Source organism: Sphingobacterium prati (assembly GCF_013167215.1).
GTDB classification, from domain to species: Bacteria; Bacteroidota; Bacteroidia; order Sphingobacteriales; family Sphingobacteriaceae; genus Sphingobacterium; species Sphingobacterium prati.
Genome location: NZ_JABJWY010000039.1, coordinates 227097 through 252372, shown reverse-complemented (window position 1 = coordinate 252372; position 25276 = coordinate 227097). Strand labels below are relative to the sequence as shown.

The 25276-nt window shown below is 41.8% G+C and carries 24 protein-coding genes; 17 read left to right on the top strand and 7 right to left on the bottom strand.

The window, feature by feature from the left end; all coding sequences use genetic code 11:
- Nucleotides 1–60: 60 nt before the first annotated feature.
- From HPC41_RS24205 to HPC41_RS24190, 4 genes are all read left to right on the top strand, one after another.
- Nucleotides 61–639: an RNA polymerase sigma factor gene (locus tag HPC41_RS24205; RefSeq protein WP_172396658.1), complete on the top strand. Its 579-nt coding sequence runs from the start codon at nt 61–63 to the stop codon at nt 637–639.
- Entirely contained in the window at nt 626–1885 is a 1260-nt protein-coding gene (locus HPC41_RS24200) for an energy transducer TonB family protein (RefSeq protein WP_172396657.1), read from the top strand. The genes HPC41_RS24205 and HPC41_RS24200 overlap by 14 nt, the downstream gene beginning before the upstream one ends.
- 114 nt (nt 1886–1999) lie before the next feature.
- Nucleotides 2000–3970, top strand: a complete 1971-nt coding sequence (locus tag HPC41_RS24195) for a DUF3857 domain-containing protein (protein WP_172396656.1) — start codon at nt 2000–2002, stop codon at nt 3968–3970.
- Between the two features lie 480 nt (nt 3971–4450).
- On the top strand, nt 4451–4795 hold the full coding sequence (locus HPC41_RS24190) for a dihydrofolate reductase family protein (protein WP_246251034.1): 345 nt from the start codon (nt 4451–4453) through the stop codon (nt 4793–4795).
- 37 nt (nt 4796–4832) lie between these two features.
- Here the strand turns inward: HPC41_RS24190 and HPC41_RS24185 are convergent, their stop codons facing one another.
- Nucleotides 4833–6314, bottom strand: a complete 1482-nt coding sequence (locus HPC41_RS24185; RefSeq protein ID WP_172396655.1) for an aminotransferase-like domain-containing protein — start codon at nt 6312–6314, stop codon at nt 4833–4835.
- 142 nt (nt 6315–6456) lie between these two features.
- On the opposite strand from HPC41_RS24185, the gene bioB reads away from it, so the two are divergent.
- The 6 genes from bioB (at nt 6457) to bioD (ending at nt 12320) form a co-directional block, all read left to right on the top strand.
- On the top strand, nt 6457–7536 hold the full coding sequence (gene bioB, locus HPC41_RS24180) for a biotin synthase BioB (RefSeq protein WP_172396654.1): 1080 nt from the start codon (nt 6457–6459) through the stop codon (nt 7534–7536).
- Nucleotides 7537–7578: 42 nt separating this feature from the next.
- Nucleotides 7579–8865, top strand: a complete 1287-nt coding sequence (bioA, locus tag HPC41_RS24175) for an adenosylmethionine--8-amino-7-oxononanoate transaminase (protein WP_172396653.1) — start codon at nt 7579–7581, stop codon at nt 8863–8865.
- On the top strand, nt 8865–10022 hold the full coding sequence (locus HPC41_RS24170) for an 8-amino-7-oxononanoate synthase (RefSeq protein WP_172396652.1): 1158 nt from the start codon (nt 8865–8867) through the stop codon (nt 10020–10022). The genes bioA and HPC41_RS24170 overlap by 1 nt, the downstream gene beginning before the upstream one ends.
- The gene (locus HPC41_RS24165) at nt 10019–10726 is read left to right on the top strand and encodes a DUF452 family protein (protein WP_172396651.1); all 708 of its coding nucleotides are present in this window, start codon (nt 10019–10021) and stop codon (nt 10724–10726) included. Before HPC41_RS24170 ends, HPC41_RS24165 begins: the two co-directional genes overlap by 4 nt.
- A 1-nt stretch (nt 10727) precedes the next feature.
- On the top strand, nt 10728–11522 hold the full coding sequence (bioC, locus tag HPC41_RS24160; protein ID WP_216660871.1) for a malonyl-ACP O-methyltransferase BioC: 795 nt from the start codon (nt 10728–10730) through the stop codon (nt 11520–11522).
- A 165-nt stretch (nt 11523–11687) separates the two neighbouring features.
- A complete protein-coding gene (gene bioD, locus HPC41_RS24155; protein WP_172396650.1) occupies nt 11688–12320 on the top strand; it encodes a dethiobiotin synthase in 633 nt (210 codons plus the stop codon).
- Between the two features lie 257 nt (nt 12321–12577).
- On the opposite strand, the gene HPC41_RS24150 is transcribed toward bioD, so the two are convergent.
- Entirely contained in the window at nt 12578–15091 is a 2514-nt protein-coding gene (locus tag HPC41_RS24150) for a phosphocholine-specific phospholipase C (RefSeq protein WP_172396649.1), read from the bottom strand.
- A gap of 87 nt (nt 15092–15178) precedes the next feature.
- On the opposite strand from HPC41_RS24150, the gene HPC41_RS25200 reads away from it, so the two are divergent.
- The 5 genes from HPC41_RS25200 (at nt 15179) to HPC41_RS24130 (ending at nt 19122) form a co-directional block, all read left to right on the top strand.
- Nucleotides 15179–15472: a response regulator gene (locus HPC41_RS25200; RefSeq protein WP_216660870.1), complete on the top strand. Its 294-nt coding sequence runs from the start codon at nt 15179–15181 to the stop codon at nt 15470–15472.
- Nucleotides 15420–15947 carry a response regulator transcription factor gene (locus HPC41_RS24145; RefSeq protein WP_216660869.1) on the top strand — a complete coding sequence of 176 codons (528 nt, stop codon included), beginning with the start codon at nt 15420–15422 and terminating at the stop codon, nt 15945–15947. Before HPC41_RS25200 ends, HPC41_RS24145 begins: the two co-directional genes overlap by 53 nt.
- 2 nt (nt 15948–15949) lie before the next feature.
- Nucleotides 15950–17329 (top strand): sensor histidine kinase, encoded by a 1380-nt coding sequence (locus HPC41_RS24140; RefSeq protein ID WP_172396648.1) that lies wholly within the window; start codon nt 15950–15952, stop codon nt 17327–17329.
- 480 nt (nt 17330–17809) lie between these two features.
- Nucleotides 17810–18643 (top strand): sulfite exporter TauE/SafE family protein, encoded by an 834-nt coding sequence (locus tag HPC41_RS24135; protein WP_172396647.1) that lies wholly within the window; start codon nt 17810–17812, stop codon nt 18641–18643.
- Nucleotides 18644–18720: 77 nt separating this feature from the next.
- Nucleotides 18721–19122 (top strand): DUF1634 domain-containing protein, encoded by a 402-nt coding sequence (locus HPC41_RS24130; protein ID WP_172396646.1) that lies wholly within the window; start codon nt 18721–18723, stop codon nt 19120–19122.
- A gap of 21 nt (nt 19123–19143) precedes the next feature.
- Here the strand turns inward: HPC41_RS24130 and HPC41_RS24125 are convergent, their stop codons facing one another.
- Nucleotides 19144–19683, bottom strand: coding sequence for a GNAT family N-acetyltransferase (locus HPC41_RS24125; protein ID WP_172396645.1), 540 nt, complete (start codon nt 19681–19683; stop codon nt 19144–19146).
- Nucleotides 19684–19957: 274 nt separating this feature from the next.
- Here HPC41_RS24125 and HPC41_RS24120 point away from each other — a divergent pair, with 274 nt between their 5' ends.
- On the top strand, nt 19958–20545 hold the full coding sequence (locus HPC41_RS24120; RefSeq protein ID WP_172396644.1) for a Crp/Fnr family transcriptional regulator: 588 nt from the start codon (nt 19958–19960) through the stop codon (nt 20543–20545).
- Between the two features lie 105 nt (nt 20546–20650).
- On the top strand, nt 20651–21244 hold the full coding sequence (locus HPC41_RS24115) for a YceI family protein (RefSeq protein WP_172396643.1): 594 nt from the start codon (nt 20651–20653) through the stop codon (nt 21242–21244).
- 152 nt (nt 21245–21396) lie between these two features.
- Here HPC41_RS24115 and HPC41_RS24110 read toward each other — a convergent pair whose 3' ends face one another.
- The 4 genes from HPC41_RS24110 to HPC41_RS24095 form a co-directional block, all read right to left on the bottom strand.
- Nucleotides 21397–22182, bottom strand: a complete 786-nt coding sequence (locus HPC41_RS24110) for an SDR family oxidoreductase (RefSeq protein WP_172396642.1) — start codon at nt 22180–22182, stop codon at nt 21397–21399.
- Nucleotides 22183–22248: 66 nt separating this feature from the next.
- Nucleotides 22249–23904, bottom strand: coding sequence for an ABC1 kinase family protein (locus HPC41_RS24105; RefSeq protein ID WP_172396641.1), 1656 nt, complete (start codon nt 23902–23904; stop codon nt 22249–22251).
- A 200-nt stretch (nt 23905–24104) separates the two neighbouring features.
- Nucleotides 24105–24746 carry a hypothetical protein gene (locus HPC41_RS24100; protein ID WP_172396640.1) on the bottom strand — a complete coding sequence of 214 codons (642 nt, stop codon included), beginning with the start codon at nt 24744–24746 and terminating at the stop codon, nt 24105–24107.
- Nucleotides 24736–25239 carry an RNA polymerase sigma factor gene (locus HPC41_RS24095; RefSeq protein WP_172396639.1) on the bottom strand — a complete coding sequence of 168 codons (504 nt, stop codon included), beginning with the start codon at nt 25237–25239 and terminating at the stop codon, nt 24736–24738. The genes HPC41_RS24100 and HPC41_RS24095 overlap by 11 nt, the downstream gene beginning before the upstream one ends.
- Nucleotides 25240–25276: the final 37 nt, after the last annotated feature.

The window sequence follows — 25276 nt, the reverse complement described above, 5'->3', positions numbered from 1 at the left end:
GGATGCGGCAAATATTAAATTTCCATAAACCAGAAAAAAAAAATATTTTTAACAAATAAAATGCTCGCATTCAAGTCGTCAAAAAAGGATTCAACGCAAGACCATGAACTCTTGCAACAATATCAGGAGACAACAGATCTCAAGGTATTGGGGAACCTCTATCAACGACATACCGAAATGGTATATTATGTCTGCTTACGCTATCTTCAGGATCCAGAACTGAGCAAAGATGCTGTAATGAATATTTTTGAGGAGCTCATCTACAAAGTTAATAAGCAAGAAATCAAAGACTTTCCGAGATGGCTCTATGTGTTGAGCAAAAACCATTGCTTGATGTACTTACGGTCACAAAAGAACAAATCACAAATTTCTTTGGATGAATTTGTGAAATATCCCGAAGATCTGCATCAGTATGAACATCACGATGAAAAAGAGGAACAATTGACAGCCATGGAAGGCTGTCTGGAAAAGTTACCCGATAAGCAGCAACAGTCTGTCAGACTCTTTTTTCTGGAAGAAAAATGTTACAAAGAGATCAGCGACTCGACAGGATATAGCTTAAATGAAGTAAAAAGTTATATCCAAAATGGGAAACGGAATTTAAAAAATTGCATGGAGGCTTGGAATGAGCGACAGTAATTACGACATAGCATACTTAAAAAAATACCTCAGCGGTCAGCTCTCACCTAAAGAGATGTACGCCATTGAGCGTGAGGCCCAGCGTGATCCTATGTTGGCAGATATTCTTATGGGTATAGAAATGGATCAGAACGGCACTGTTCCTTCCCAACTCAATGTCCGTATTGCACAACGTGTCGAAGAAAAAAAAGAAGCAAAAATAAAAGTCTTTGACTGGAGGCGATTGATCATTGCTGCAACCGTAGTTGCTGTTTTAGGTGCTGGTATCCTATATTTCCAACAAGAGAAAAATACTGCTGAGGCAAACCGAACTGCAGATGTTGCGCTTCCGACTGATATCCCCTCATCAAAATCGGCACCTCAAAATGATACTGTAGCTTCGGCTGATATTCAACCCAATAGCAAAGAGCAGGACAGTCCTCACTTGGCAGATAACAGTAAACCCACGGTTGTGCGCAATCGTTTAGAGGAGGAGACGACCCCATCTCTAAAGGATCCATCTCTGCGACTAGCCCCAGTTGAAATGAAGAGGGGTATTCAATCGGAAAGGTCCTTTGGCGACTCAAAATTGATGGACAGTGCAGTTGTATATGGTTACGCTCCAAAAGCAAAACAGAGTATTACAGGAAGTAATGTTATGATCAGAGGCGACCAGCTCAATACCCTTGCCGGCCGTGTAGCTGGAATCAATCTAACACCACAGATGAGCGGAACTCCCTTGCAGGTAACCGTACGGGATAAAGAAACAGGTCTGCCCATATCGGGTGTCACCATTATGCAACCCAATAGTAAGCTGACCACAAATACCGATGTACAAGGGAAGGCAACCATTCAGCCAAGTACAGTGGACTCACTGGTTGATATTATGGCTGTGGGTTATAATACCGTTGCATTAAATATGCGCCGAAACAAAAACTTGAATGTAAAATTACAACCATCCAATGCCACACTTGAGGAAGTGGTAGTTACAACCATGTCCTCCCGGAAAATAAAGAGCGCAGAACCTATTTGGGGTTGGAAATCATTTAACAATTACGTCAAGAAAAAAACAGCCAACAGTCGATATGAAGGTACCGTACGTTTAAATTTCTATATTGATAAAGATGGATTTCCATCCAATATCAATATTTTACAGCGTGCGAATGACTATTTGGACAACCGAGCCAAAGAGATTTTACTTTCGGGACCAAAATGGAAAGGTGAAGACAACAGATATGTAACACTGACCTTCGACTTTACCTATTAAAATATACAAGTAAATCCTATACAGCAACAGCTTAATCTTATTTTTTTAACTTATAAAATTTAAGATTATTTCATACATTAGCATTATAAATTCTTAACCATATAGTGACTTTTTATGAAAGGCTTTTTCACCAGTCTGCTTATTTTCGGCAGTTTTTGGGCGCATGCTCAAGATTTTTCATTTGGTAAAATAAAAAAAGAAGATTTCGCCATTGATATCAGTAAGTTGGATACTGCCGCTAATGCATTTGTCATTCGCGAATATGGCTCCGCGCAAGTCAACTACACCTCGCATACTGGCCTCATTGTCGAGTTTGTCAAGCACGTCCGGATTAAAATATTAAACAAGGGAGGCTACAACTATGCAAATTTTACAATTCCGCTTTACAAAAGCGGAAATGATCGAGAAGTTGTCACTGATATCAAAGCTGCTTCTTACCACCTACAGGGAGAAAAAGTGATCGAAACTGAAATGACAAAAGCAAATGTCTTTAACGAAAACTCTTCGGAAAACATCTCGTTGACTAAGGCTGCGATCCCACAGGTGCAGGAAGGAACAATTATTGAATACCGCTATAAAACAGAATCTCCCTTTATTTTCAACCTCAACTCCTGGGAATTTCAGGAGGAACTTCCCAAACTATATAGTGAATATGTCACACGTATCCCAGAAATCTGTCATTATAAAACCAATTTAAAAGGCGGTATACCGATCAAGGACCGCAAAACTGAAAATTATAACACCGGACTACATAGCGAAGTTGGTGAAATTCTGGGCGACAAAACGACCTATACCATGGAGAATGTTCCCGCCTTCCACAGCGAAGACTACATGACATCTTCCAAAAATTTTCGGTCAATTATATTTTTTGAGCTTGGACGGTATAGTATCCCCATGGGGCCCACAAAAGACTTTTCCCTAACTTGGGAAAATGTACGCGAAAAATTGATTGCCGATGAAAGTTTTGGCGGTCAGGTAAAAAGAAAAGGAACCCTGAAGGAATTTATCGAGCCCGTATTGCAAGGAGCGAATAACGATATAACAAAAGCTTCCCGTCTTTATGCCTATTTCCAGAAACGGATCAAATGGAACAATAAACACTCCATTTATGCAAAAAACATTAAGGATGCGCTTGAAAAACGAACTGGCAACAGTGCCGACATCAATCTCGGATTGGTCAATGCACTACGTTATGCGCAATTAGAGGCTATCCCAATCATCTTGTCAACCCGTGACAATGGTTACGCCGGATTGTATGCCCCAGCAATATCAGAATTCAACCACGTTGTCGCCCAGGTAAAACTCGGTGAGGAATACTATCTATTGGACGCCACCTCACCCTATGAACCCTTTGGCAACATTCCCCTAAAATGCGTCAATTATCAAGGCCGTTCGATTCCGTTGACCGGAGAGTCTGATTGGGTGAAACTGGAATCAAAACTTCCATCTTCCCAAAGTAATTTCTTCTTTGGTGAGTTAATGGAAAATGGCACTTTAAAAGGAAAATGGGTTACTTCTAGGAATGGCTATATGGCCTCTAGAATGCGTGAACGTCTACAGGGTAGCAATTCGGAAGAGGAATTTTACGAAAAATGGGATGAGGAAAATAATCGATTCAAAATCAACAGCTTTAAGGTATCCAATCGGGATTCATTAGACAAACCCCTAGCCGAAGAATTTGAAATCGAAATTGAAAATTTTGCTAGCTTACAAAATGACCAACTCGCGTTTAATCCTTACATTGACAGCAAAACAACCAAAAATCCTTTTAATTTGACCGAACGGAATTACCCGATTGATTTTGGTTCCTTGATCCAAGAGGAAAGCTATATGGAAATCAAACTACCAAAAGGATATACATACGCCCCAGAGACAAAATTAAAAAATGTGAGTATGGCCTTACCTGAACGTGCAGCCCGCTATATTTTTAAGGTCAGTAATTTAGATCCAAATGTATTGCTTATTGAGTCCGCAACACAATTTAACAAACCGTTGTTCCTACCCGAAGAATATTTTGATCTAAAAGAGTTTTTTAGTCGGATCATCCAAGCCCAGAAACTGGATATTGCCCTGAAGAAAATCTAACCGACAGCTTTAACAAAAACTTCATGTTATATTGACGATAAGCTTAAATAAAGATGATAAATTTGAATATCAAAAAAGAAGAAATAAAATGATTAAAGATTCAGAATTGTTCGAACTAGAGTATACCTTTCTTGGTGAAGGTTTCGAGTTAGATGGTGATGATATTATCACCGATGAAGACTAGGTCTTCACTTTTTTAAGCAAGTATTATTCCCCTTATATAATCTCTAAGCCCGGTTGATTCCTTTCCGGGCTTTTTCTTTTTCTTAATTCTGAGCTTGGTCAAACACAATCAAAGTTTGCCTACTTTTTATAAATTAGCTATATTTAACTCATTCCTATTAACACATAAGCAACCGTAATTCAATAAGCTGCCCAGATCCGAAGCACAGGATAGGATAGATTATAGTTAAAAACACATGTTCAAACAGTAGCTATATGAGAAAGATTATATTATATTAGATCTAACCATGACGCTAGATGGATTTATTGAAGGCCCTAATGGCGAAATCGATTGGTATATCATGGATGATGATATGGACTTCAACGGTTTCTATCGGGTATCGACAGCATATTTTATGGACTGTTTTTTCCCATCAGCTTAAACAGGATCCGCAGGCCATCTTTATCAGCGACGACATACAGAAACAAGTTTCAGTGATAAAGCAACAGGATGGAAAAGACATCTGGCTTTATGGAGGCGCAAGCCTCATCAAAACATTTATAAAGGCAAATCTTGTTGATATTTATCGGATCTCTGTCCATCCGATTGTTTTAGGTAGTGGAAAACCACTTTTCGAAAACCTCTCGACAGACAAATCCTAACATTCTTTCATCGTCCTCCACAGCACAGGGACAAGTACTACATCGTTCCAAACAGTTCCTGATAGGCGCTATGTAGGAGATGTATTGCGTCGCTCATATCTTTCTCATCGAGATGGGCAAAACCCAAACGTAAGGCTGTAACCGCTCGGTTCTGGTATAAGCAATTACTAGGCAACAACAGCCCCTTTTCCCTTGCTTTTTCTTGCAAAGCAGTCAGTGAAAAACTGGAATTAAATGGAATCCAAAAGGCCAATCCCGAAACGGGAACCGTAAAAGCGACCTTATCTCCAAAATGGCTATCCAGCAATTGCGCAAATAAGTCCTTTCGTTCGGTAACTATTTTTTGAAACTTCCGTTGATAACGAAAGATATCACCCTGATGGATAATTTCCCCTAAAGTTTTTTCAATCATAAAATTGGGTTTACCAAAAAGATTCAGGTATTTTTTCCCTTCTTCCAAGAGATCTTGTGGAGCAATCAAAAAATTCATCTGAAAACCGGGATCCAAAAAACGACCAAAAGTACCTATGTAAATAACGTGCTGACCGGCATTTTTACGAAAAAGAGATTCACTTTTATCCTTGACCAATGAACACTCAAAATCGACATCATCTTCGATCACAATAAAATCATACTGCTCAGCGAGTTGTAACAGCCGTAATTTTCTCTCTTCGGAAAGACTTACGGTGGTTGGATATTGGCATTTCGTATTGATATATACACATCTGATCTCACCAGGTTTAAATTGATCTGCAATATAATCAATATTCATACCCATCGCATCGACCGGCACTGTTTTCAGTTTGGCTCCGGCTTGGCTAAAGATCATATTCGGTAAAAAATAACTTAGATTTTCCACCAGCACCACATCTCCTCTTTGAATCAATAAGCGCGATAAAATAGAAAATATCTGCTCCCGGCTGGCAATGGGCAGCAAAAAGTTTCGCGAGAGGTGAAACCCACGTGTCAGGTTGAGGTAGTAGCTCAATTGATCCCTAAAAAAAAGATTTCCATCGGCAGTAGCCGGAAATTCATCGCTCTTCTTTTTGCGCTTCACCATGGCGGCGTAAAAACGGACCAGCTCTTCGGTCTCAATGATACGGTAATCGGGAGTACCATCCGTAAAATAATATTTTTCCGGAATCTCAAACACGGGCGTGTCCAGGATCAATTCCCGCCTAAAATGGTATGGGGCTTTATCCGGCGGTTGTCGAAAAGCTCCAATTGATGAAGCTGCGTTCGCAACACGATCGGGGTTCTTAACAAAAGTCCCCCTGTTTGGCCGGATCTCCACCCAGCCTTGTTCCTGAAGCTCGGACAAGGCAGCGACGACCGTTTTTCGGTGCACCTTCAATTCCGTCGCGATCTTTCGGCTTCCCGGAAGAAGATCACCATCTTCCAGCAAATTCCGTTTAACAGCATTGATAAATTGATACACGATCTGTATATAAACAGCATCTTCCTTGCGACGATCAATCTTAATAATTGAATAAAAATTTACACTAACCGGACTACTCATTATGTTTATTTCGGACTACCAAAATTAAGATTTAAACTATAATCTTTGCAATTCATCTGGAAAAATACGCATACAAAAATTCAAAATACAGGCAATAACAATACAACAAACAACTGATTTACAAACGATAAACACATGAAATATGGACTCAAAAAAGAAATGGACACAAGCGGAAGTTGTTGCTTTATATAACAAACCGATTATGGAGTTATTGTATCAAGCAGCGACAGTTCACCGAAGCTACCACGATCCAAATAAAGTACAGGTGTCCACCTTGATTTCCATTAAAACAGGCGGATGTCCCGAAGATTGTGCTTATTGTCCGCAGGCAGCACGTTACCATACTAACGTCAAGGCGGAGCGACTGATGAGCGTGGAACAGGTCAAAACACAAGCCTTGGCCGCCAAAGCTAATGGCAGTTCGCGGATATGTATGGGTGCCGCATGGCGAAACGTCAAAGATGGCCCTGAGTTTGAACAAGTACTGGACATGGTCCGCACCCTGAACAGACTCGATATGGAGGTGTGCTGCACCTTAGGTATGTTGACCGAAAATCAAGCACAACGTCTATCGGAGGCAGGACTCTATGCCTATAACCACAACCTAGACTCTTCTGCTGACTATTATGAAGAAATCATCTCCACCAGAAGCTATAATGACCGTTTGCAAACCATCGAAAATGTACGCAAGACCAACATTACGGTATGCAGTGGCGGCATTATTGGCATGGGCGAAAGCATAGCCCACCGTGCAGATATGCTGATTACACTTGCATCGCTTGTTCCCCAACCGGAATCAGTTCCGATTAATGCGCTCGTCCCGGTAACAGGCACTCCTATGGAAGCAATGGAAAAGATATCCATCTGGGAAATGGTACGAATGGTTGCTACCGCGCGCATTTTATTACCGCAGACTCAGGTTCGCCTCTCTGCAGGTCGCAGCAACATGAGCCGCGAGGGACAGGCGCTATGTTTTTTTGCAGGTGCCAATTCTATTTTTGCGGGCAACAAATTACTCACAACGCCCAACCCGGATGTAAACGAGGATATGGATATGTTCAAAATACTTGGGCTGATACCCCAACAACCCTTTGAAAAGAAAAGCCAACCCCACACGATCGCAACAGATGTAACCCAATATCATGCACTCGGCGAGCGGCCACAGTGGTCACGCCCCGACCACAAGATTGAACGCAACCTAGCCAAACAACAGGAGAAGTAGAGCACAGACAAAAAATCAGTTTTTATAATCAAAAATAACAGCATGACACAACAGTACGCTACGGACGAATTCGACAAAAACCATTTATGGCATCCTTATACCAATATCATGAATCCACTGCCTGCCTACAAGGTCCGTCGGGCCGAAGGCTGCATGATCGAACTGGAAAATGGACAGCAGCTTATCGATGGCATGTCGTCCTGGTGGTGTACCATCCATGGTTATAACCACCCTGTGTTAAATGCAGCGGTAACTGGGCAGATCAGCAGCATGTCGCATGTAATGTTTGGCGGATTGACACACGAACCGGCAATTGCCTTGGGTAAAATACTCATTGACATCACACCACAGTCGCTTAACAAAATATTTTATACCGATTCCGGTTCCGTTGCGGTAGAAGCGGCTCTCAAGATGGCCGTACAGTACTGGGTGGCACAAAACAGGGTCAATAAAACCAACTTTGTCACCATTCGCTCAGGCTATCATGGCGATACCTGGAATGCGATGTCTGTATGTGATCCGATAACAGGAATGCATCGCATTTTTGGCAATACCTTGCCGCTACGTTATTTTGTTGAGGCACCCCAGATCGGATTCGATGAAACATGGGACGAAAACGACATTGCACCACTGGCACAACTGATCAGGACCCATGAGGACGAACTCGCAGGTCTGATCCTCGAACCCATTGTTCAGGGTGCCGGTGGCATGCGCTTTTATCATCCCGAATACCTACGCCGAGCAGCTCAACTTTGTAAGGAAAATAACATCCTGCTTCTTGTTGATGAAATTGCAACCGGATTCGGTCGCACTGGTAAGTTATTTGCCTGCGAACATGCAGCAGTGGAACCGGATATCCTCTGTATCGGAAAGGCATTGACAGGTGGATACATGACTTTATCAGCCGTCATTACCAGCACGACCATAGCAGAAACTATTTCCAATGGTAGCCCCGGAACATTTATGCACGGTCCTACTTTTATGGCAAATCCCCTGGCCTGTGCTGTTGCCCTTGCGTCAATCAAATTATTATTGTCTACAGACTGGAAAACAAAGATTAAATCCATCGAAGCCCAGTTGACACGATCGCTTGCACCTGCAAAACACTTCCCCCAGGTGGAAAATGTCCGGGTTCTGGGTGCCATTGCTGTCATTGAAATGAAGAAAACTGTGGCTATGGCCAGCATACAACAACGATTTATTGAAGAAGGTGTCTGGGTAAGGCCTTTTGGTAAGCTAGTCTATATCATGCCCCCTTTTATTATCAGCACCGAAGAGCTAAACAGATTAACACAGGCTTTGCTCCGGGTCGTCAAAGAAATCAAATAATGGAAAACAATCTCCTGCATAGCATTTCAAATGAGCTTCAAGAACTCGAAAAACAAGGAAATAGCCGAGAGCTCCACCTAATTACACAACAGGGCAATATGATACAACAAGAAGAGAAAAGCGGCTATAACCTCTCCTCAAACGATTACCTTGGGCTAGCTAGGGATACTGCATTACATGAAGAATTCCTACGTTCGATGAGCAGAGACAACGCAATTTTCAGTGCTTCATCTTCACGCTTGCTAACAGGAAATCATGTCCTGTACGCACAGCTAGAGGCACAGCTGAGCCATATGTTTGGTACCGAAAGTGCACTGGTTTTTAACAGCGGTTACCACATGAATATGGGAATACTTCCTGCAATTAGTAATAAGCGCACCCTAATTTTGGCCGACAAATGGGTCCATGCCAGCCTAATTGATGGCATCCGGCTTTCGGCGGCTCAGCATTTTCGGTATCGTCATGGCGATTATGCACATCTTGAAGGTTTATTAGCAAAGTATGCTTCCCGCTTTGAACGCATTATTATCGTCACCGAAAGCATTTTCAGCATGGATGGCGACTGCACAGACCTCAGTTACTTGGTTCGCCTCAAACATCACTACCGCAATATTCTCCTGTATGTGGATGAGGCTCATGCCATAGGGGTGCGCGGCATAAAAGGGCTTGGTTGCGCCGAAGAACAAGGATGCAAAGCTGAAATTGATTTCTTGACCGGCACCTTTGGAAAGGCACTGGCTTCCCTGGGCGGTTATCTGGTCTGCAGCCAGCCTATTCGGGATTACCTGGTCAATAAAATGCGAACCCTAATGTTTACAACAGCTCTCCCGCCAATCAACCTGATGTGGAGTTTATTTATTCTGGAACGCTTGGATAGTTTCGTGGATCAACGTCGACAATTACAAAAAAATAGCGCCTTACTCAAAAAACAGATCGTTGCAAAAGGCTATGACTGCCGTTCGGAGAGTCATATTCTGCCCCTTATTATCGGTGATAGCAAGGCTGCGGTATTGAAAGCTGAAGAATTGCAGCGGAACGGATTCTATGTACTCCCCGTTCGTCCACCTACTGTACCGGAAGGAACCGCGAGAATACGACTCTCATTAACGGCCAATATAACAACATCGCTTATCCATCAACTTGCAGCAAACTTATGAAACTCGAAAAAATTATACCTGTGCCCCATGTCGCGCACCTCAGCAATTCGAATCTGCTGAATCATTCTGTACCATCCAACAAAAAGCTTATTTTATTTTTTGCGGGCTGGGGCATGGATCAGCAGCCTTTCCTAACATATGCCCCATCCAACTGGGACCTCATCGTGGCCTATGACTACTATTCCTTGGCAATAGACGAAAGCCTACTCAAGGGCTATGACGAAATTCGGGTTTTTGCATGGTCTTTCGGGGTGTGGGCCGCCTCCCAAGTAGTACCAGGGCTGCAGAGCAAAAGTTATCCGCTTCTTACTTGCTCCGCCATCAATGGTACCCCATTTCCAATTAACGACCAGAAGGGCATTCCAACCCAATTATTCAGAGGAACCCTAGACAGTTTGAGCGAGGGAACGCTTTATAAATTCCGGCTACGGATGTGTGGTTCAGGCGAACTATTGCAACATTTTCTTGCTAACGTACCCAAACGGAATATCGAAAGTCTTCGAAAGGAGTTGTTCGAAATAGAAAAACAGGTAACTGAAAGTTCCGTTACTGCACTGCAATGGGATCATGCCTACATCGGAAGGCAGGACCGAATATTCAGCCCAGAAAACCAACGTCGGGCATGGGAACATACACCCCACACGTTTTTCAATGCAGGTCATTATGCTGAAAAACTATTTAAAGCGCTCTTGCAGGAGATTTAAAATGAGCATAGTTATGGACAAACAACGGATCACATCGCGCTTTTCCAAAGCCGCATCGACCTATCAGTCGGCAGCTATTGTGCAACGTCAAGTTGCCGAAAAAATGATTACCCTGTTGCAAGGAACGATCCCTTTACGAGCAGAAAAGGTTTTGGAGATAGGTTGTGGAACGGGAATTTTCTCCCGCTTATTGCTTCAGCGTCTCTTACCAAAACAGCTATTCCTCAATGATATCAGCCTAGAAATGATAACCCAAGTGATGGCTATGGTTAGGTCGCAGCATCGTTCGATCCAATGCAGCTTTATCTGTGGAGACGCCGAAATCTACCCCCTACCCAAACAGTTGGATCTTATTACCTCCTGCTCCACCATCCAATGGTTTGAAAATCCCGCTGCTTTCTTTGCGCGCTGCCATACTTTGCTCCATGCAGATGGCATACTGGCATTTAGCACCTTTGGTGAAGAAAATATGCGCGAAATTAGCACTACGACCCAAGTGGGGTTAACCTACAGTTCTAAATCAAGCCTTGTTGCAGCGCTGTTGGCATTGGACTATGAGATTCTTTTCGCAGCGGAAGAGTTGATAAGACTATACTTTGATACCCCATTACAGGTACTCAGGCATCTAAAACAAACTGGAGTAACAGGTATAAAAAGTCAAAGCTGGACAAAAGGTAAACTTCAGACCTATTGTACTGTATATACAGCACGCTATGCTGTGAAAACGCAGGTATCACTCACTTATCATCCCGTCTATATCATCGCGAAGAAAAGAAGATCACACAACAAAAAATGATTTGAACATTCACTTGCATCATTTTATACGAAGTAAAACGATGCTAGAACATAGCCTAAATACAGAAGTCCATACACGAACAACCTGAAGGTCAGTAGACCCGTGCTACAGCTTCATAAATAAAAGCTGTTCAAATAATTAGGTAAGCAACAAACACATATAGAAATGAAAAACAATATTTATTTTGTCTCTGGCATAGATACAGGGATTGGGAAAAGTTACGCAACCGGACTTATCGCAAGGCAATGGAATGCCACTGGTCTACGCACAATAACGCAAAAATTGATACAAACCGGAAATACAGCTATCTCAGAAGATATTATCCTGCATCGCCAACTTATGGGCATCACCTTTACTGAAGAAGACGAACAGAAAATGACTATGCCCGAAATTTTCAGCTACCCTGCTTCTCCCCATCTAGCAGCAAGTATAGACAACCGTGACATCGATTTTGAGAAAATCAGACAAGCAACAATTCAGTTGAGCCAACTGTATGATGTGGTATTGATCGAAGGTGCCGGAGGCTTAATGGTACCGCTCACTGAAGATTACTTAATCATAGATTACATTCAGGAAATGGGTTATCCCCTACTTTTTGTTACCTCTGGAAAATTGGGCAGCATCAATCACACGCTTTTAAGCTTAGAAGCCATCGCTAAACGTAGAATTCATCTGCATACGCTAATTTACAACACATTCCCCTTAGAAGCAGACAACATTATCAATACAGATACACAACGGTATCTGCGTAATTATATACAAACACAGTTTCCAGAAACCAAATTTATCATCCTATAAATGCAGGAATACATTACATCAAATTGAGCCATGCAACGCTATTTCAGGTTGTAAATACGCACATTTAGACAATCCTGCCCGATATAACTTATACAATACGGGAATATCTATAAAACTTTCCAAAGTCCTGCAAATAATTCTTTAGCAAAGTCAGGCTTGCTTGCTTGCTTGCTTGCTTGCTTGCTTGCTTGCTTGCTTGCTTGCTTGCTTGCTTGCTTGCTTGCTTGCTTGCTTACTTGCTTGCTTGTATCGTCAATTTACGCCAACAAGGGATCAGTTGTAGTTTCCACGCCAGTCTCTAATCGTCCGGCAAGCTGTAATCCAAAACTTGAATTGCCCAATTCCCGAATTGCCAGATCATACCAATTTCCCTGCGCAGCAATATCTAAAATCAAAACGATTTCTTCGCCGGCTTTGATTTCTCTTGTCGTTTTATAATCCTGATAATTCAAGCTTTCGACCTCCACTTGAATAGCCTTTGCATCAAAATTTTTCAACGATAACTGTAACTTACCCGTAGGCGCTTTGGTCAGCGGTTTAAGTTCTGGAGATACCGCCACCCACACTGCTGGCGCATCTTTTTGCCCAGCAAACTGTCGATAATAGCCATTTGGTCCATGCAATTCAAAAGCATATCCCTGCCCCTCAAACCTCTTAAGATCCCATTGATAGTGGAGCCGATCGCCCGCTTTGACTGCGAAATTCCAATTTCGATAAGCTTCAATTTGCCCCTCCTCATCTGTATAACTTAGCGGACTATACACATTAAAAGGCACGCCGCTTGTCTTTTTACCAAATAGGGTCGTATCCACCTGCATTATCAATTTGAATTGCCCATTCTCCACGTAGCCGACCACATCATGGCCATAAGGTAAGCTAGGGGATCTACGGGTTCCCTTTTCCTGTATACGATTAAATTTCGGAGCCCATACCTCCTGCTTAACCTGGTTCAGGTCAGTAATTTCGATAAATCCACTCGGATTATCTTTGAATTGCGCATTATAGATGGTTTCGATATATTGATTCCGCTTCAAGAAAGGGAGTTTTTCCTTCTCATGAATGAAGGGTGTAAAGGCGGCTGTCAGGTCACCACAGATCGCTCGTCGCCAGGCGCTGATATGGTCAAGTTGGATATTTTTATTGTATTTATGATTAAAGAAGTACGCTAAAAACTGTAAGGTAGATGTATGGTCAAACACTTGTGAACAGACTTTTCCACCACGCGACCAAGGTGATGCGATATACATCGGCACACGGAAGCCCAATCCAACAGCTCCTTCGCGGGCCTGTTTCTTCGGAATCCCCTGTTTGAGTTCGTTGTCCAGCCGCACCATTTCCACCTCACTATCAATCCCTGCTGAACAGGCCCCCGTATCTTTTTTCTTTAAGTCCGGAACCAGGAAAGGTTTTACATGGTCATAATAACCATCATTCTCATCATACGTGATGATAAAGATGGTTTTCCTCCAGACTTCTGGGTTTTTGGTCAGAATATCCAGTACTTCTGATACGTACCAGGCACCATACCAAGGTGCGCTGGGATGATCCGAGAAGTTTTTGGGACCAGCCAACCAGGATACTGCTGGCAATTTTCCTGCATTTACATCTTTTCGGAACTGATCGAGCACATCGCCTTTAGGCACTTCCAATGTCCTTTTTTTCCCCTGCTCCTTAAACACCAAAGTTTCGAGCTTACGGTAATTCTGGTCCTCTCTGTTGATTGTAAACGCACGCTGGTGCAAAGATTTGGTAACATCGGAAAGCTTATCGTAATTATCGGCATTGAATTCCTTCAGCTCAGCCTCAGCCCGCTCCAATGCGTCGCTTTTCTTACGAATATCAATGCGGATCTTTTCAGCCTGTTCCTCCGATTCTGGTGACCGCTCCTCGAGTTTAGAAATCTGCCCAGGCAGATCCCGCAACTGCACCTTGAGGTTGTCAACATAGGTATCTTTGAATTTAACCTGATACGCCTGAAAGAATTCCAATACATTACAGCCAAAGTTGGAAAGCCAAGCCCGCTCTTCGCCCGATAATCCACCACCACAACTTGTCTCATTTTGGTAAAAACGCCAATCTATGCCATTCCTTTCCAACAACTCAGGAAAGGTCTCCCAGGTCATTTTACCATAACCAAAATCATCATTGCGAATATTAACCTTCTGCAAACCGTCCTTCAACTCGGTGATCTTACCTGTCCAAAAGAACGCGCGGTTGGGTGTTGTACTGGTCATGCCCGAACAGAAATTCTGATCACACACGGTAAAGGCATCCGCCAGCGCATAATGAAAAGGTAAGTCTTCTCGGTTGAAGTACCCCAAAGTAAGGGGCATAGTAGCATACTGTTTATTCCCCGATTGCTTCGCGGTCAACCATTGGTCGTATTTCCCCCGATTGTAGGCGTCTACCTGGCTTGCCCTGCTGTGTGGAAGTGAGCCCATCCAAGTCACCTTGCTTTCTTTGAGATTTAACCGAAAAGGAGCAAATACTTTCCCCGTCTTGTCCGTTTGATACCAAACAGGGAGGCCATTGGGTAGCCGTACAGCGCGTGGATCATTAAAACCACGAACACCGGAGAGACTGCCCAACGTATGGTCAAAGGAGCGGTTTTCCTGCATCAGGATTACAATGTGTTCTGCATCAAGAAAACTACTCCCCGGTGCCGGATCTATTGCAAAGGCTTTTTGAATTGAGGCTGGCATAAAACTCGCAATACCAGCAGCTCCTGAAAATAATAAGCTTTTTCGAAGGAACTCTCTTCTGCTTTCCATAATATTTATTTATAATTTCGATTTGAATCTACTTAGATTTCTTTTTGTTTCATATTTCTTCGTGTAAATCTTATGTTACTAAATTGTATGCCCAAGAAGAGCTACACTGCATCGCTTGATGAAGGATGGCAAAATTTGCTTATTTTTACAGAAAGACAATGCGATATTATGGTGGACATTTTGCTATTGGAAGATGACAAGGTTCTTTCTACAGAAATTAAATCCTTTTTATTGAGTCAGGGATTCTCCTGTGACCAGGCTTTTGATGGCATCGAATTTTTGGCCCAAAAGCATCAAAAGAAATATGGTTTTTACCTGTTAGACATCAATGTCCCCCAAGATAAATGGTTTGGAAATATGCAAGAAAATAAGAAGTCATGATGCGCTGACCCCGATTATCATTCTTTCCGCCTATGACGATATCGACGACAAAAAAGAAGCTTTTCTGCGTGCCGCAGATGATTACCTAGTCAAGCCTTTTGTCCTGGATGAATTGTTGATGCGTATCAACTCACTTTTGCGCCGTCATCAGCACAACGATAACAACGACGCCACAACATTGGTTATCGATGATCTGGTTATTTATCCAACTGAAGCCCGAGTGCTTCGGGCCAATGAGGAGATCGGCCTGACGCAGAAAGAATTTCAGTTGCTCCTGATTTTGGCGCAGGCCAATGGACGGACCTTGTCCAAACAGCGTATCGCTGAAGAGGTATGGCAAAATCAATTTCAGACAACACAAAATACTATCGAAGTTTACATCAATTTTTTACGAAAAAAAATCGACAAGAATTTTGAACATAAGCTGATTCATACCAGACCAGGATTTGGTTATTACCTCGCTGCCGATAAATGACCTTGAAAAAAAAAATAGCGATCAGTTTTAGCATTGCTTTCTCCGTTTTATTTGGAATTGCAATGCTTATTATCTATTATGCCAGTGTCGATTTCAGAACTGATCAATTCCGTCGGCGCCTGGAGGATAAACTGGACTATATTTCTCATTACATTGCTAACGCACCTTCCTTCGACCCTGAATCTTATAAAACTTATTTTCAGGATATCGAAGACGGCCTCTTTTATGAGGATGTCATTATTCTGAATAAGGATAAAAAACTTGTTTTCAGCACAATAAAAGACAAAACAATTATCTGGGATCAGGCTATTGTAAACCGTTTGGAAAATGAAAAACGTATTTTTTATAAGCAGGATCAATATGAAATAATGGGCAAATATTACCTGGTGGACAAACAAGCTTATTATCTTTTGGTCAAAGCACAAGATTACTCGGGCAATGAAAAATTGGATCACCTGGCCATCGTATTAACGATTTTGTTTTTATTGAGTACTATGCTGGTCTGGATCTTTAGTTACAACCTTATCCTCCGTTTATTGAACCCATTAGACAAACTCAAAAAAGACATTACACAAATCAATGCCAGTAAGTTGACCAATCCTGTTAAATATACGGGAAACACGGATGAGATCGCAGTATTGACCTTAGCATTCAATACGATGCTGAAACGATTGTCCAATGCATTTGAATCGCAAAAAGAGTTCAATTCCAGCGCATCCCATGAACTACGGACGCCGCTGGCCAGAATATCATTTCAATTGGAGAATCTCCGACATCAATATCAGCTTGATGAACGCGTCGGCCATGTACTTGATAATATTTCAAAAGAAACACAGCATCTCTCCGAAGTAACAAACTCACTGATGTTACTTTCAAAATTTGATTCAGCAACATTACAGGCAACCTACCAGGAAGAACGCATTGATGAAATCATTTTTACTGCATACGACAAGGTAGCAAAGACCTTTCCCAATCTGCAACTCAATTTTTCCATCAAAAGTATCGCAGAGCCCAAACTGACTTTATTTTGTTCCGCTCAATTGGTTGAAATTGCCTTTACTAATCTATTCAAAAATGCAGCGCTATATTCGTACAATCCCGAGGTAGAGGTAGTTATACAAGAGTCTACAACATGGTTAAAAATAATGGTTACCAGCCATGGTCCATCGCTCAGCCCCAATGACCAAAAGCGTATTTTTGATGCATTCAGCCGTGGTGAAAACGCATCTGAAATTACCGGCTCAGGCTTAGGGCTCCGGATCGTCAAACGCATTATGGATTCACAGCAGGCCAGCATCGAATACAAAGCCGATACTGAACATTCAGCGCACATATTTGTACTCAATTTTCCTAAACCAGCAATAGAAGCTCCCCAACTTTAGTTTGCCTTCGCGACCTTCATACCAGACCTTTATAATTTTTACCGGCTCGAATACTATATGGCTAACAGAAATTAGCCCATTTTCTTTTAAGTTCCCGGTACTGTTTTAACTTTTTTTCCTCTGCTTTTTTATAGGCAAGAACTTCTCCCCTCGAATGGTTAAATTTTAAGTTTTTTTTAAGTCACTGTCCCAACCTTGCTAGTTCTTTCATCATCTACGATATCTCCGACCGGGCAGAGCGTTTAACAAAGACTTCAAGAACAATAGTTTTCCTCTGATATGCAACAACTTATAACATTAACAGCCTCAACGCTGCGATAAGCTGTGGCTTGCAATGCTGTATCTCCCTAAGGATACATATTGGTGTAACATTTGTATCTATTCGGATCATAAAGTTTCAAAAACAACAAAAAGCCCTTAAGTTTACAACAAATTACCTTCTTGGGTATATCTGATACCCGGGAGCAACAAACAAAATATATGACTATTCTCACCTTTACACTCATCCTCCTTTTGGGTGCATTTGTAGCAGGGCTTTTAGGGTCACTGACGGGCTTAGGTGGAGGGGTCGTCGTGATTCCATTGCTGACTCTCCTCTTTCACGTTGACATTCGTTACGCCATTGGGGCAGCCTTACTGGCCTCGATAGCAACCTCTTCGGGGGCAGCCACCGCTTACGTAAAAGAAGGAATCACCAATATTCGGCTTGGAATGTTTTTAGAAATTGCAACCACGATCGGCGCTGTCATTGGTGCTATTATCGCGATCTATATGCCGACAAATACCATCGCTATAATCTTTGGCGTAGTACTGATCTTTTCGGCAGCAATGACTATACGCAAGAAAAATGAACATGCTCTTTCTGGTGGCTCAGCTTTAGCCGAAAGGTTAAAATTGAACAGTACCTACCCTTTGAATGGTAAGCTTGTCCCCTACAAACTGACCAATGTGCTCGGCGGTTTTTCTTTGATGGGCGTCGCCGGCGTTCTATCGGGATTGCTTGGTATCGGTTCCGGTTCCCTTAAAGTACTCGCCATGGACAGCATGATGAAAATTCCATTTAAAGTAAGTACAACAACAAGCAATTTTATGATTGGGGTAACCGCCGCGGCTTCAGCTGTAGTTTATCTGCAACGAGGCTATATGGATCCAGGGATTGCTTTTCCAGTAATTCTAGGTGTACTTTGTGGTGCAATTACAGGCTCAAAGCTTTTGAAGAGAATGAACCCCAAGACCTTGCGTATTATTTTCGCTATTGCGATCACATTAGTGGCACTGGAGATGATATTTAATGGGTTTCAACAAAAATTTTAGATGGATCATTCCACGGTTGATTTTCAGCACGTACCGTTTCGGGCGCTGGTCATAACATTAAAAAATAAAGATTACAGATGAAACAGGTATTTTCAAAAAACTATTGGGACGATAAGGATATCTCCCTTTTGGTGGGACAGATTTTACGGATCGGTGTTATCCTCGCCTCTTCTATCTTGATGATCGGTGGCATCTGGTACCTGATCGTCCACGGACAGGATGCAGTGCCCAACTACAGCGATTTTATCGGAGAGGGTAAGTCCAATACGACCATTACAGGAATTATCGTAGGAGCATTCAACCAAAATATTCCCCAAATCATACAACTTGGGGTCTTGCTCCTGATCTGCACACCGATAGTCCGGGTGATTGGCTCCCTATTTGGTTTTGTTATTGAAAAAGATAAGCTCTATATCATCATTACATTAATTGTATTGACTGTTATTATCGGAAGCATATTGAGCGGAGTAAAGGGATAATTCTACGAAGAGATAAACTGCTTATCGCTTGGCTCTAAGCCATGTGGACTTTTCCAGTATATATTCAAAGTTCATCCGTTCGGGCTCGTTGACATAGGAGACCATTTTCTCAGCGACCTTGCTTGCACCCAAACGTTCTACCGCTTTTTGTGAACGATAATTTTCGGCACCCACATGCAAATAGATCTTATCCACAAAATTAAAAGCAAAGTCGAACATCATTTCCTTGACCAAAGGATTTATCCCTGCTCCCCAATAGGCCCTTGCATAAAAGGTAAAGCCAACAAAAATAGATTTTTCAACCTCATTCAAACCATAATATCGGGTGCTTCCTATGCATTCGCCTGTCGTTTTATCCAGAATAAGGTACGCAGCTTTGCTCTCCAGCGCAGCATCAAAAAAGGACCGAAAGACATCCTCTTTCCAACGGTCTTTATTAGGATGTTGCTCCCATATCAAGGGATCTTTCGCTACTTGATACAGGATATCAAAATCGCCTGGATCAAGTAACTTTAATACGACCTTATCATTTTCGAGTTTATTCGGTGCTACAAACTTCATTAGAACATATTTAACGTTGGACTTCTACCAAAATTCAAAATTTCTATATAAGATACCAATTATTGGTGAAACCAAACGGAATTAGCTTGTCTTTATTCAAATATTACACCAAAATGTTCATTTAACAGACTACTATGCCGGTGCAATAATAAATCCCGCAATTATTGTTATTTTTCATACCAATCACGCACATCAAATTATTTTACGCTCAAAATTGACTAAAATCGCTTAGCTTATTAAATTCGCAAAACAAAATTTTGTATTTTACACCCTAATGGAACAATTCAAGGAATTTGTAAAACAGCGCATTCATGTCAGCGAAGAAGAATTAAATGATATTGTATCGCGTTATCATGTCAGAAAAATCCGGAAAAAGGAATACTTTTTAAGGGCAGGTGAAATCTGCCACTATGAAGCTTATGTCGTCAGTGGTCTTTTTAAGTCGTTCTATGTTACGGCAGATGGTATCGAACATATTTTGCAATTTGCCATTGAAGACTGGTGGGTGGGTGATATTGCCAGTTTTAATTATCAGGAACCAGCCTTGCAAAATATCCAGGCCCTGGAAGATTCGGTCATACTTACGCTTTCGAAAACGGATAAAGATAAACTCTATGAAGACCATCCGATCTACGAGAAGCTTTCCAGAATTATGGCCCAGCGAGCACAAATTGCCTCCCAACACCGCATCATATCGAGTATAGGTTTTACGGCTCAGGAACGTTATCTGGATTTTATCAAGCGGTATCCCAAAATATATCCGAGGATCTCGAACATGCAGTTAGCTTCCTATCTCGGGGTGACGCAAGAGTTTTTGAGCCGCTTAAAAAGACAGATTTTGAAGCCTAATCGAAATTCTTGACCTACATCAATGTTTTCTATTCAAGTTTACCCCACCTTTGTAAAAGCTTGTTCAAACAAACATTTTGAACAATTAAACGTTTGATAAATAACAAATAGAAATAACATGAATAGATTTTTCCAATTTCTGGCCATAGCAGCATTAATGGTTAATGTTGCTGTAGCGCAAGTAAAATGGTCTGCCGATCCTGCACACACCAATGCAAGATTTGATGTAAAACACCTTGGTATCAGCTTCGTGGATGGCGAGTTTACAAAAGTTGAAGGAACAGTTGAAACAGCAACCGCTACAAGTTTCAACAATGCAAAAGTAAACTTCTCCATTGATGTCAACAGTGTTGACACCCGTATTGAGGCACGTGACAATCACTTGAAAACAGATGATTTCTTCGCTGCAGATAAGTTTCCAAAAATGACCCTAAAATCAGTTTCATTCAAAAGCGCCAAGATGAAAGGAAAATACCTCATGGTCGCAGATTTGACCATTCGCGAGGTCACTAAGAAAGTAACGTTTGATGTCACTCAAAATGGCGGTGTCATTACCGATCCTTGGGGAAAAACACGTGCGGGCTTTACTGCAAAAGCAAAAATCAACCGTCATGATTTTGGCATAAAATATAATGACAAATTACCTTCAGGTGTAGAAGCCGTTGCCTCTGAGGTGGACATTATTGTCAATACTGAATTGGTGTTGAACTAAACAAAATTTTTAAAATCATACAAACTAGCATAGGCTATCCAAAAATTGGATAGCCAATGTTAGTTTACAGCTTTTTAACCATAAACGTATTTTCCTGTATTGCCAAGCAGGAGTGCTTCCCTATCATTTTTCGAGCAAACTTTCTTTTCAACTTAAAAGCCTTTTAATAGACCACCATCCAAGGGAATATTGGTTCCAGTGAGATAGTTGGCGTACGCAGAACAAACAAAGGCAACCAAATAACCATATTCATCAGGCTCCCCCAAGCGTGCTGCTGGTACCTGTTTTAATCGTAGCTGTAAAGCCTCCTCATAAGAAATCCCTAAACGCTGGGCATCCATATTGGTCAACGATTGAATCCTTTCGGTATCAAATAAGCCCGTTAATATACTGTTGACAGTCACGCCCTCCTTGGCAACATCGTCCGAAAGGGATTTGCTCCAGCTCATCAATGCCGTACGTATGGTATTTGACAATACCAGATTGGACACAGGCTCCTTAACCGTGGAGGAAGATACATTGATAATACGTCCATATCCATTTGCCAGCATATAGGGTAATGCACAAGAAGTCGTATAACAGTGATTTTGAAACAAAAGTTCAAAAGCATGTTGGTAGTCTGTCAGATTTTTCTGGTCGATCGTCCCCGCCTGCGGTCCATTGGAATTATTGACCAAAATATCTACTTTATTTGACCGAAAATAATCATCTATTTTCATTTTATAAGCTTCGTGATCATTATAATCGACTAGGATATATTGATGCTCCTGCCCCTTTGAGGTATCCAGGCTTTCCAAGGTACGTTTCAATTTCTCCTCATTCCGCGAGGCTAGGGTGACTGATGCTCCACAGGATGCCAGCACTTTGGCAATCCCGGCTCCTATACCGGCGGAACTGGCGCCAATCAATGCCTTTTTTCCGATTAGATTGATTTCCATATTTTATGATGCTATTACTTTAATACAGGATTTACACAAAAAAATAGGGTAACAACAGCAAGCAACTTAATCGTTATCCTTCGCACGGATCATCGCAATAAATAAATAGACAGCAAAGACCCATGCTGAGCCTAGACATATCCAGGCAAAAACAGGAATACCCCACCATCTCGGTTCAATACGCGCAACAATAACCATTCCGCCCAATAAGTTAAGGGACATAAACATAATGCCGATCACAATCCGGTTTACTCCTTTACGGAGAATAGCATTAAAGGAACGCGCACTGATCAAGCGATGGTTCAGGGTAAAATTACCCGTACGAAAAAGGCGCACCAAGGCACGCATATCTTCGGGAAGCTTTTCAACATCCCGCGCAAAAGATTCGATTTTATGTTTTCCTTTCTTGAAAATAGCCTCTGGTGAAAGCCGCTCCATCATGATCCGTCGCGCAAAAGGCTTAATGCTCTCCATGATATTCAGATCAGGATAAAGCTGACGACCGATGCCTTCCATCAGAGAGATGCCACGCATAAGCTGATAAATATATTCTGGAAAATACAACCGATTATCACCAATGATTTTCCAAAGTTTATTGAACAGCAGATCGAGGCTAAGATCACCCAAGGAGACATTATCAATCATATCAAATATTTCATACAGAGAGCGTTCAAACTGATTCCTGTCTGGAATATGGCTCACGACAGCCACATCTTCAATAACGTCGGCAAGCCGAACCGCATCTTCAGAAATCGCGGACTGAATAAACTCTTCGAGCTGCCGCCGGTCAATTCCCAGCAATTTACCCATGTTGCCAAAGTCCAGAAAGGCAATACGGCCGTCGGGCAGCACCATCATATTACCGGGATGCGGATCGCCATGAAAAAAGCCGTGGATAATCACCTGTTCCAGGTAAAGGTTAATACCATTTTTCACCAAGGTTTCCACATCCATTCCCCGTCGTTTAATTTCCGCTATATCTGTCACTTTGAATCCGTCGAGATACTCCATACAAAGCACACGGTCAGTGGACAGATCAGGATAGACTTTAGGAACCTTTATCAGTTTATTGCCTTTAAAATTCTTAGCAAACCGTTCGACGTTATGGCGTTCGATGACCAGAGACATCTCCTCCTGCATGGTCATCGCAAAAGATTCGACGATCAAAGAAAGATTAAGATTTTCCAGTGCATCATTGTACATGGTCAGAATCTTAGCAATATCCCGCATGAGCGCAAGATCAATGCGCATGATCTCGTCAATTCCCGGCCGGCGTACCTTTAAAACGACTTCTGTACCATCTTTCAATGTTGCCCTGTATACCTGCGCGATCGATGCGGCGGCAAAGGGCTGTGCTTCGATCGTTTGAAATTGTTCGCTAACGTCTAATCCCAGTTCCTTAGCAAGATATTCCCGGATATCAACTTCAAAAGGGGAAACATTGTCTTCGAGCCGTTTGAGTTCTTCGACAAGATCTTTTGGGAGCAGACCTTCGCGCGTAGAAGCTGACTGTCCCAATTTAATAAAAGCAGGACCAAGCTCTTCCAGGGCCATTCGGATACGTGTATACACACTAATCTTGTCAACATCAATATTACGTTCTAAGCTCGCTCTTGCTCCCTTCCAAGGTAGTCGGGCAATGGCATCCTTGAAACCATATTTTGCCAATATGCTTAAGATTTGGGAACTACGCTGTAATTTCTTGGTTGGATTGTACATCATGGACAAGGGTTTTCGAAAACAAGATACAAAATATCCATGTTCGAAAACACAAACACTTATGAAAACGAACTGAATATTCCTTAGCTTAAAAAAAACAAGTAACGAATAAATGGAACAAAAACCTTACCTTTTTCGTATCAGGGTTTGTTGAAAATAAAAATTCATTGTTTTCAACTGTGGCTTAGCCATTTCAAATAACACTATTCAACTTCCATTTCGTCCAAATTTTCTTTGATCTGCTTGAGATAATCTCCATAGTAGGCACGGATCATAATTTCGGTAATCACCACAATAATTACAATGGAGATAAGAGCCGAAAGGATCATCCACAGTATAAAATTAGGATCCTGCTGGAGAGTTTCTTTGAAATGATATAATTTTTCAAACCAAGCGACAGCCCTATTTTGGCCGATCATAATTAGATACAGAAATAATCCTTGCGGAATCATGACATAGGCAACAATACGATAGGTCTCCACGGCATATTTGAGGTCATAATAAAGCTTGAGGAGATGCTCACGGGATGCCAGCAGATCAATCTGCTTGGCGCTTTTTATCAGATAATAAAATCTCCGGTAATACAGCAGGCTCGATAAAGAAATCTGTACAAGAAAAAAGTAATACGCAAAAGCCGCATACCCCGAGATTTTATAGATTGGAAGCATGGGAACAGCAATCAGGAAAAACATGCACACCACCCAGGAAATAAATTCACGTTTGATATTGCGTCTCAGTTTAGCCATGATATTGCCGACTTCCTTATAGTGTTTGAGATTTGGATTTTGTAAATCCTCATCTGTAGGCTGTTCTTGCCAAGATTTTTTTAATTCATCAAAATTCATAATTGTATTTTTTAATGATTTGTTGAATCCGCTCTTTTGTACGATTTAATTTGACCCGTGCATTCACTTCGGATATCCCTAGGTGTGCAGCTATTTCGCGGTGGCTCTGACCTTCCAAAAATAAAAAGATCAATGCTTTTTCTATTGCATTCAGTTCATGTACTGCCTGGTAGAATATTTTTAACTGTTCGTCCTTTTCCGAATCATAAGCCTCTTCCGGAAAATCATGTCGTTCTTGGAGGCTATCGTAAATCTGGTGTTTCTTTTCCTTTTTTAAAAATACGATGGCTGTATTCAAGGCCACCCGATACATCCAGGTCGAAAACTTACTTTGCTGTTTAAACGTTGGGTAGGATTTCCAGAGCTGATATACAATTTCCTGATAGAGATCCTGCCGCCCGTCGTGATCATCCATATACATACGGCTCACCTTGACGATAATTCCTTTATTTTCGTCAATCAACCGAAGAAATTCTGTTTCCGAATGGGCCACCTGGTAAATTTTACTTTTAAGATCTTTTCAGTTAATA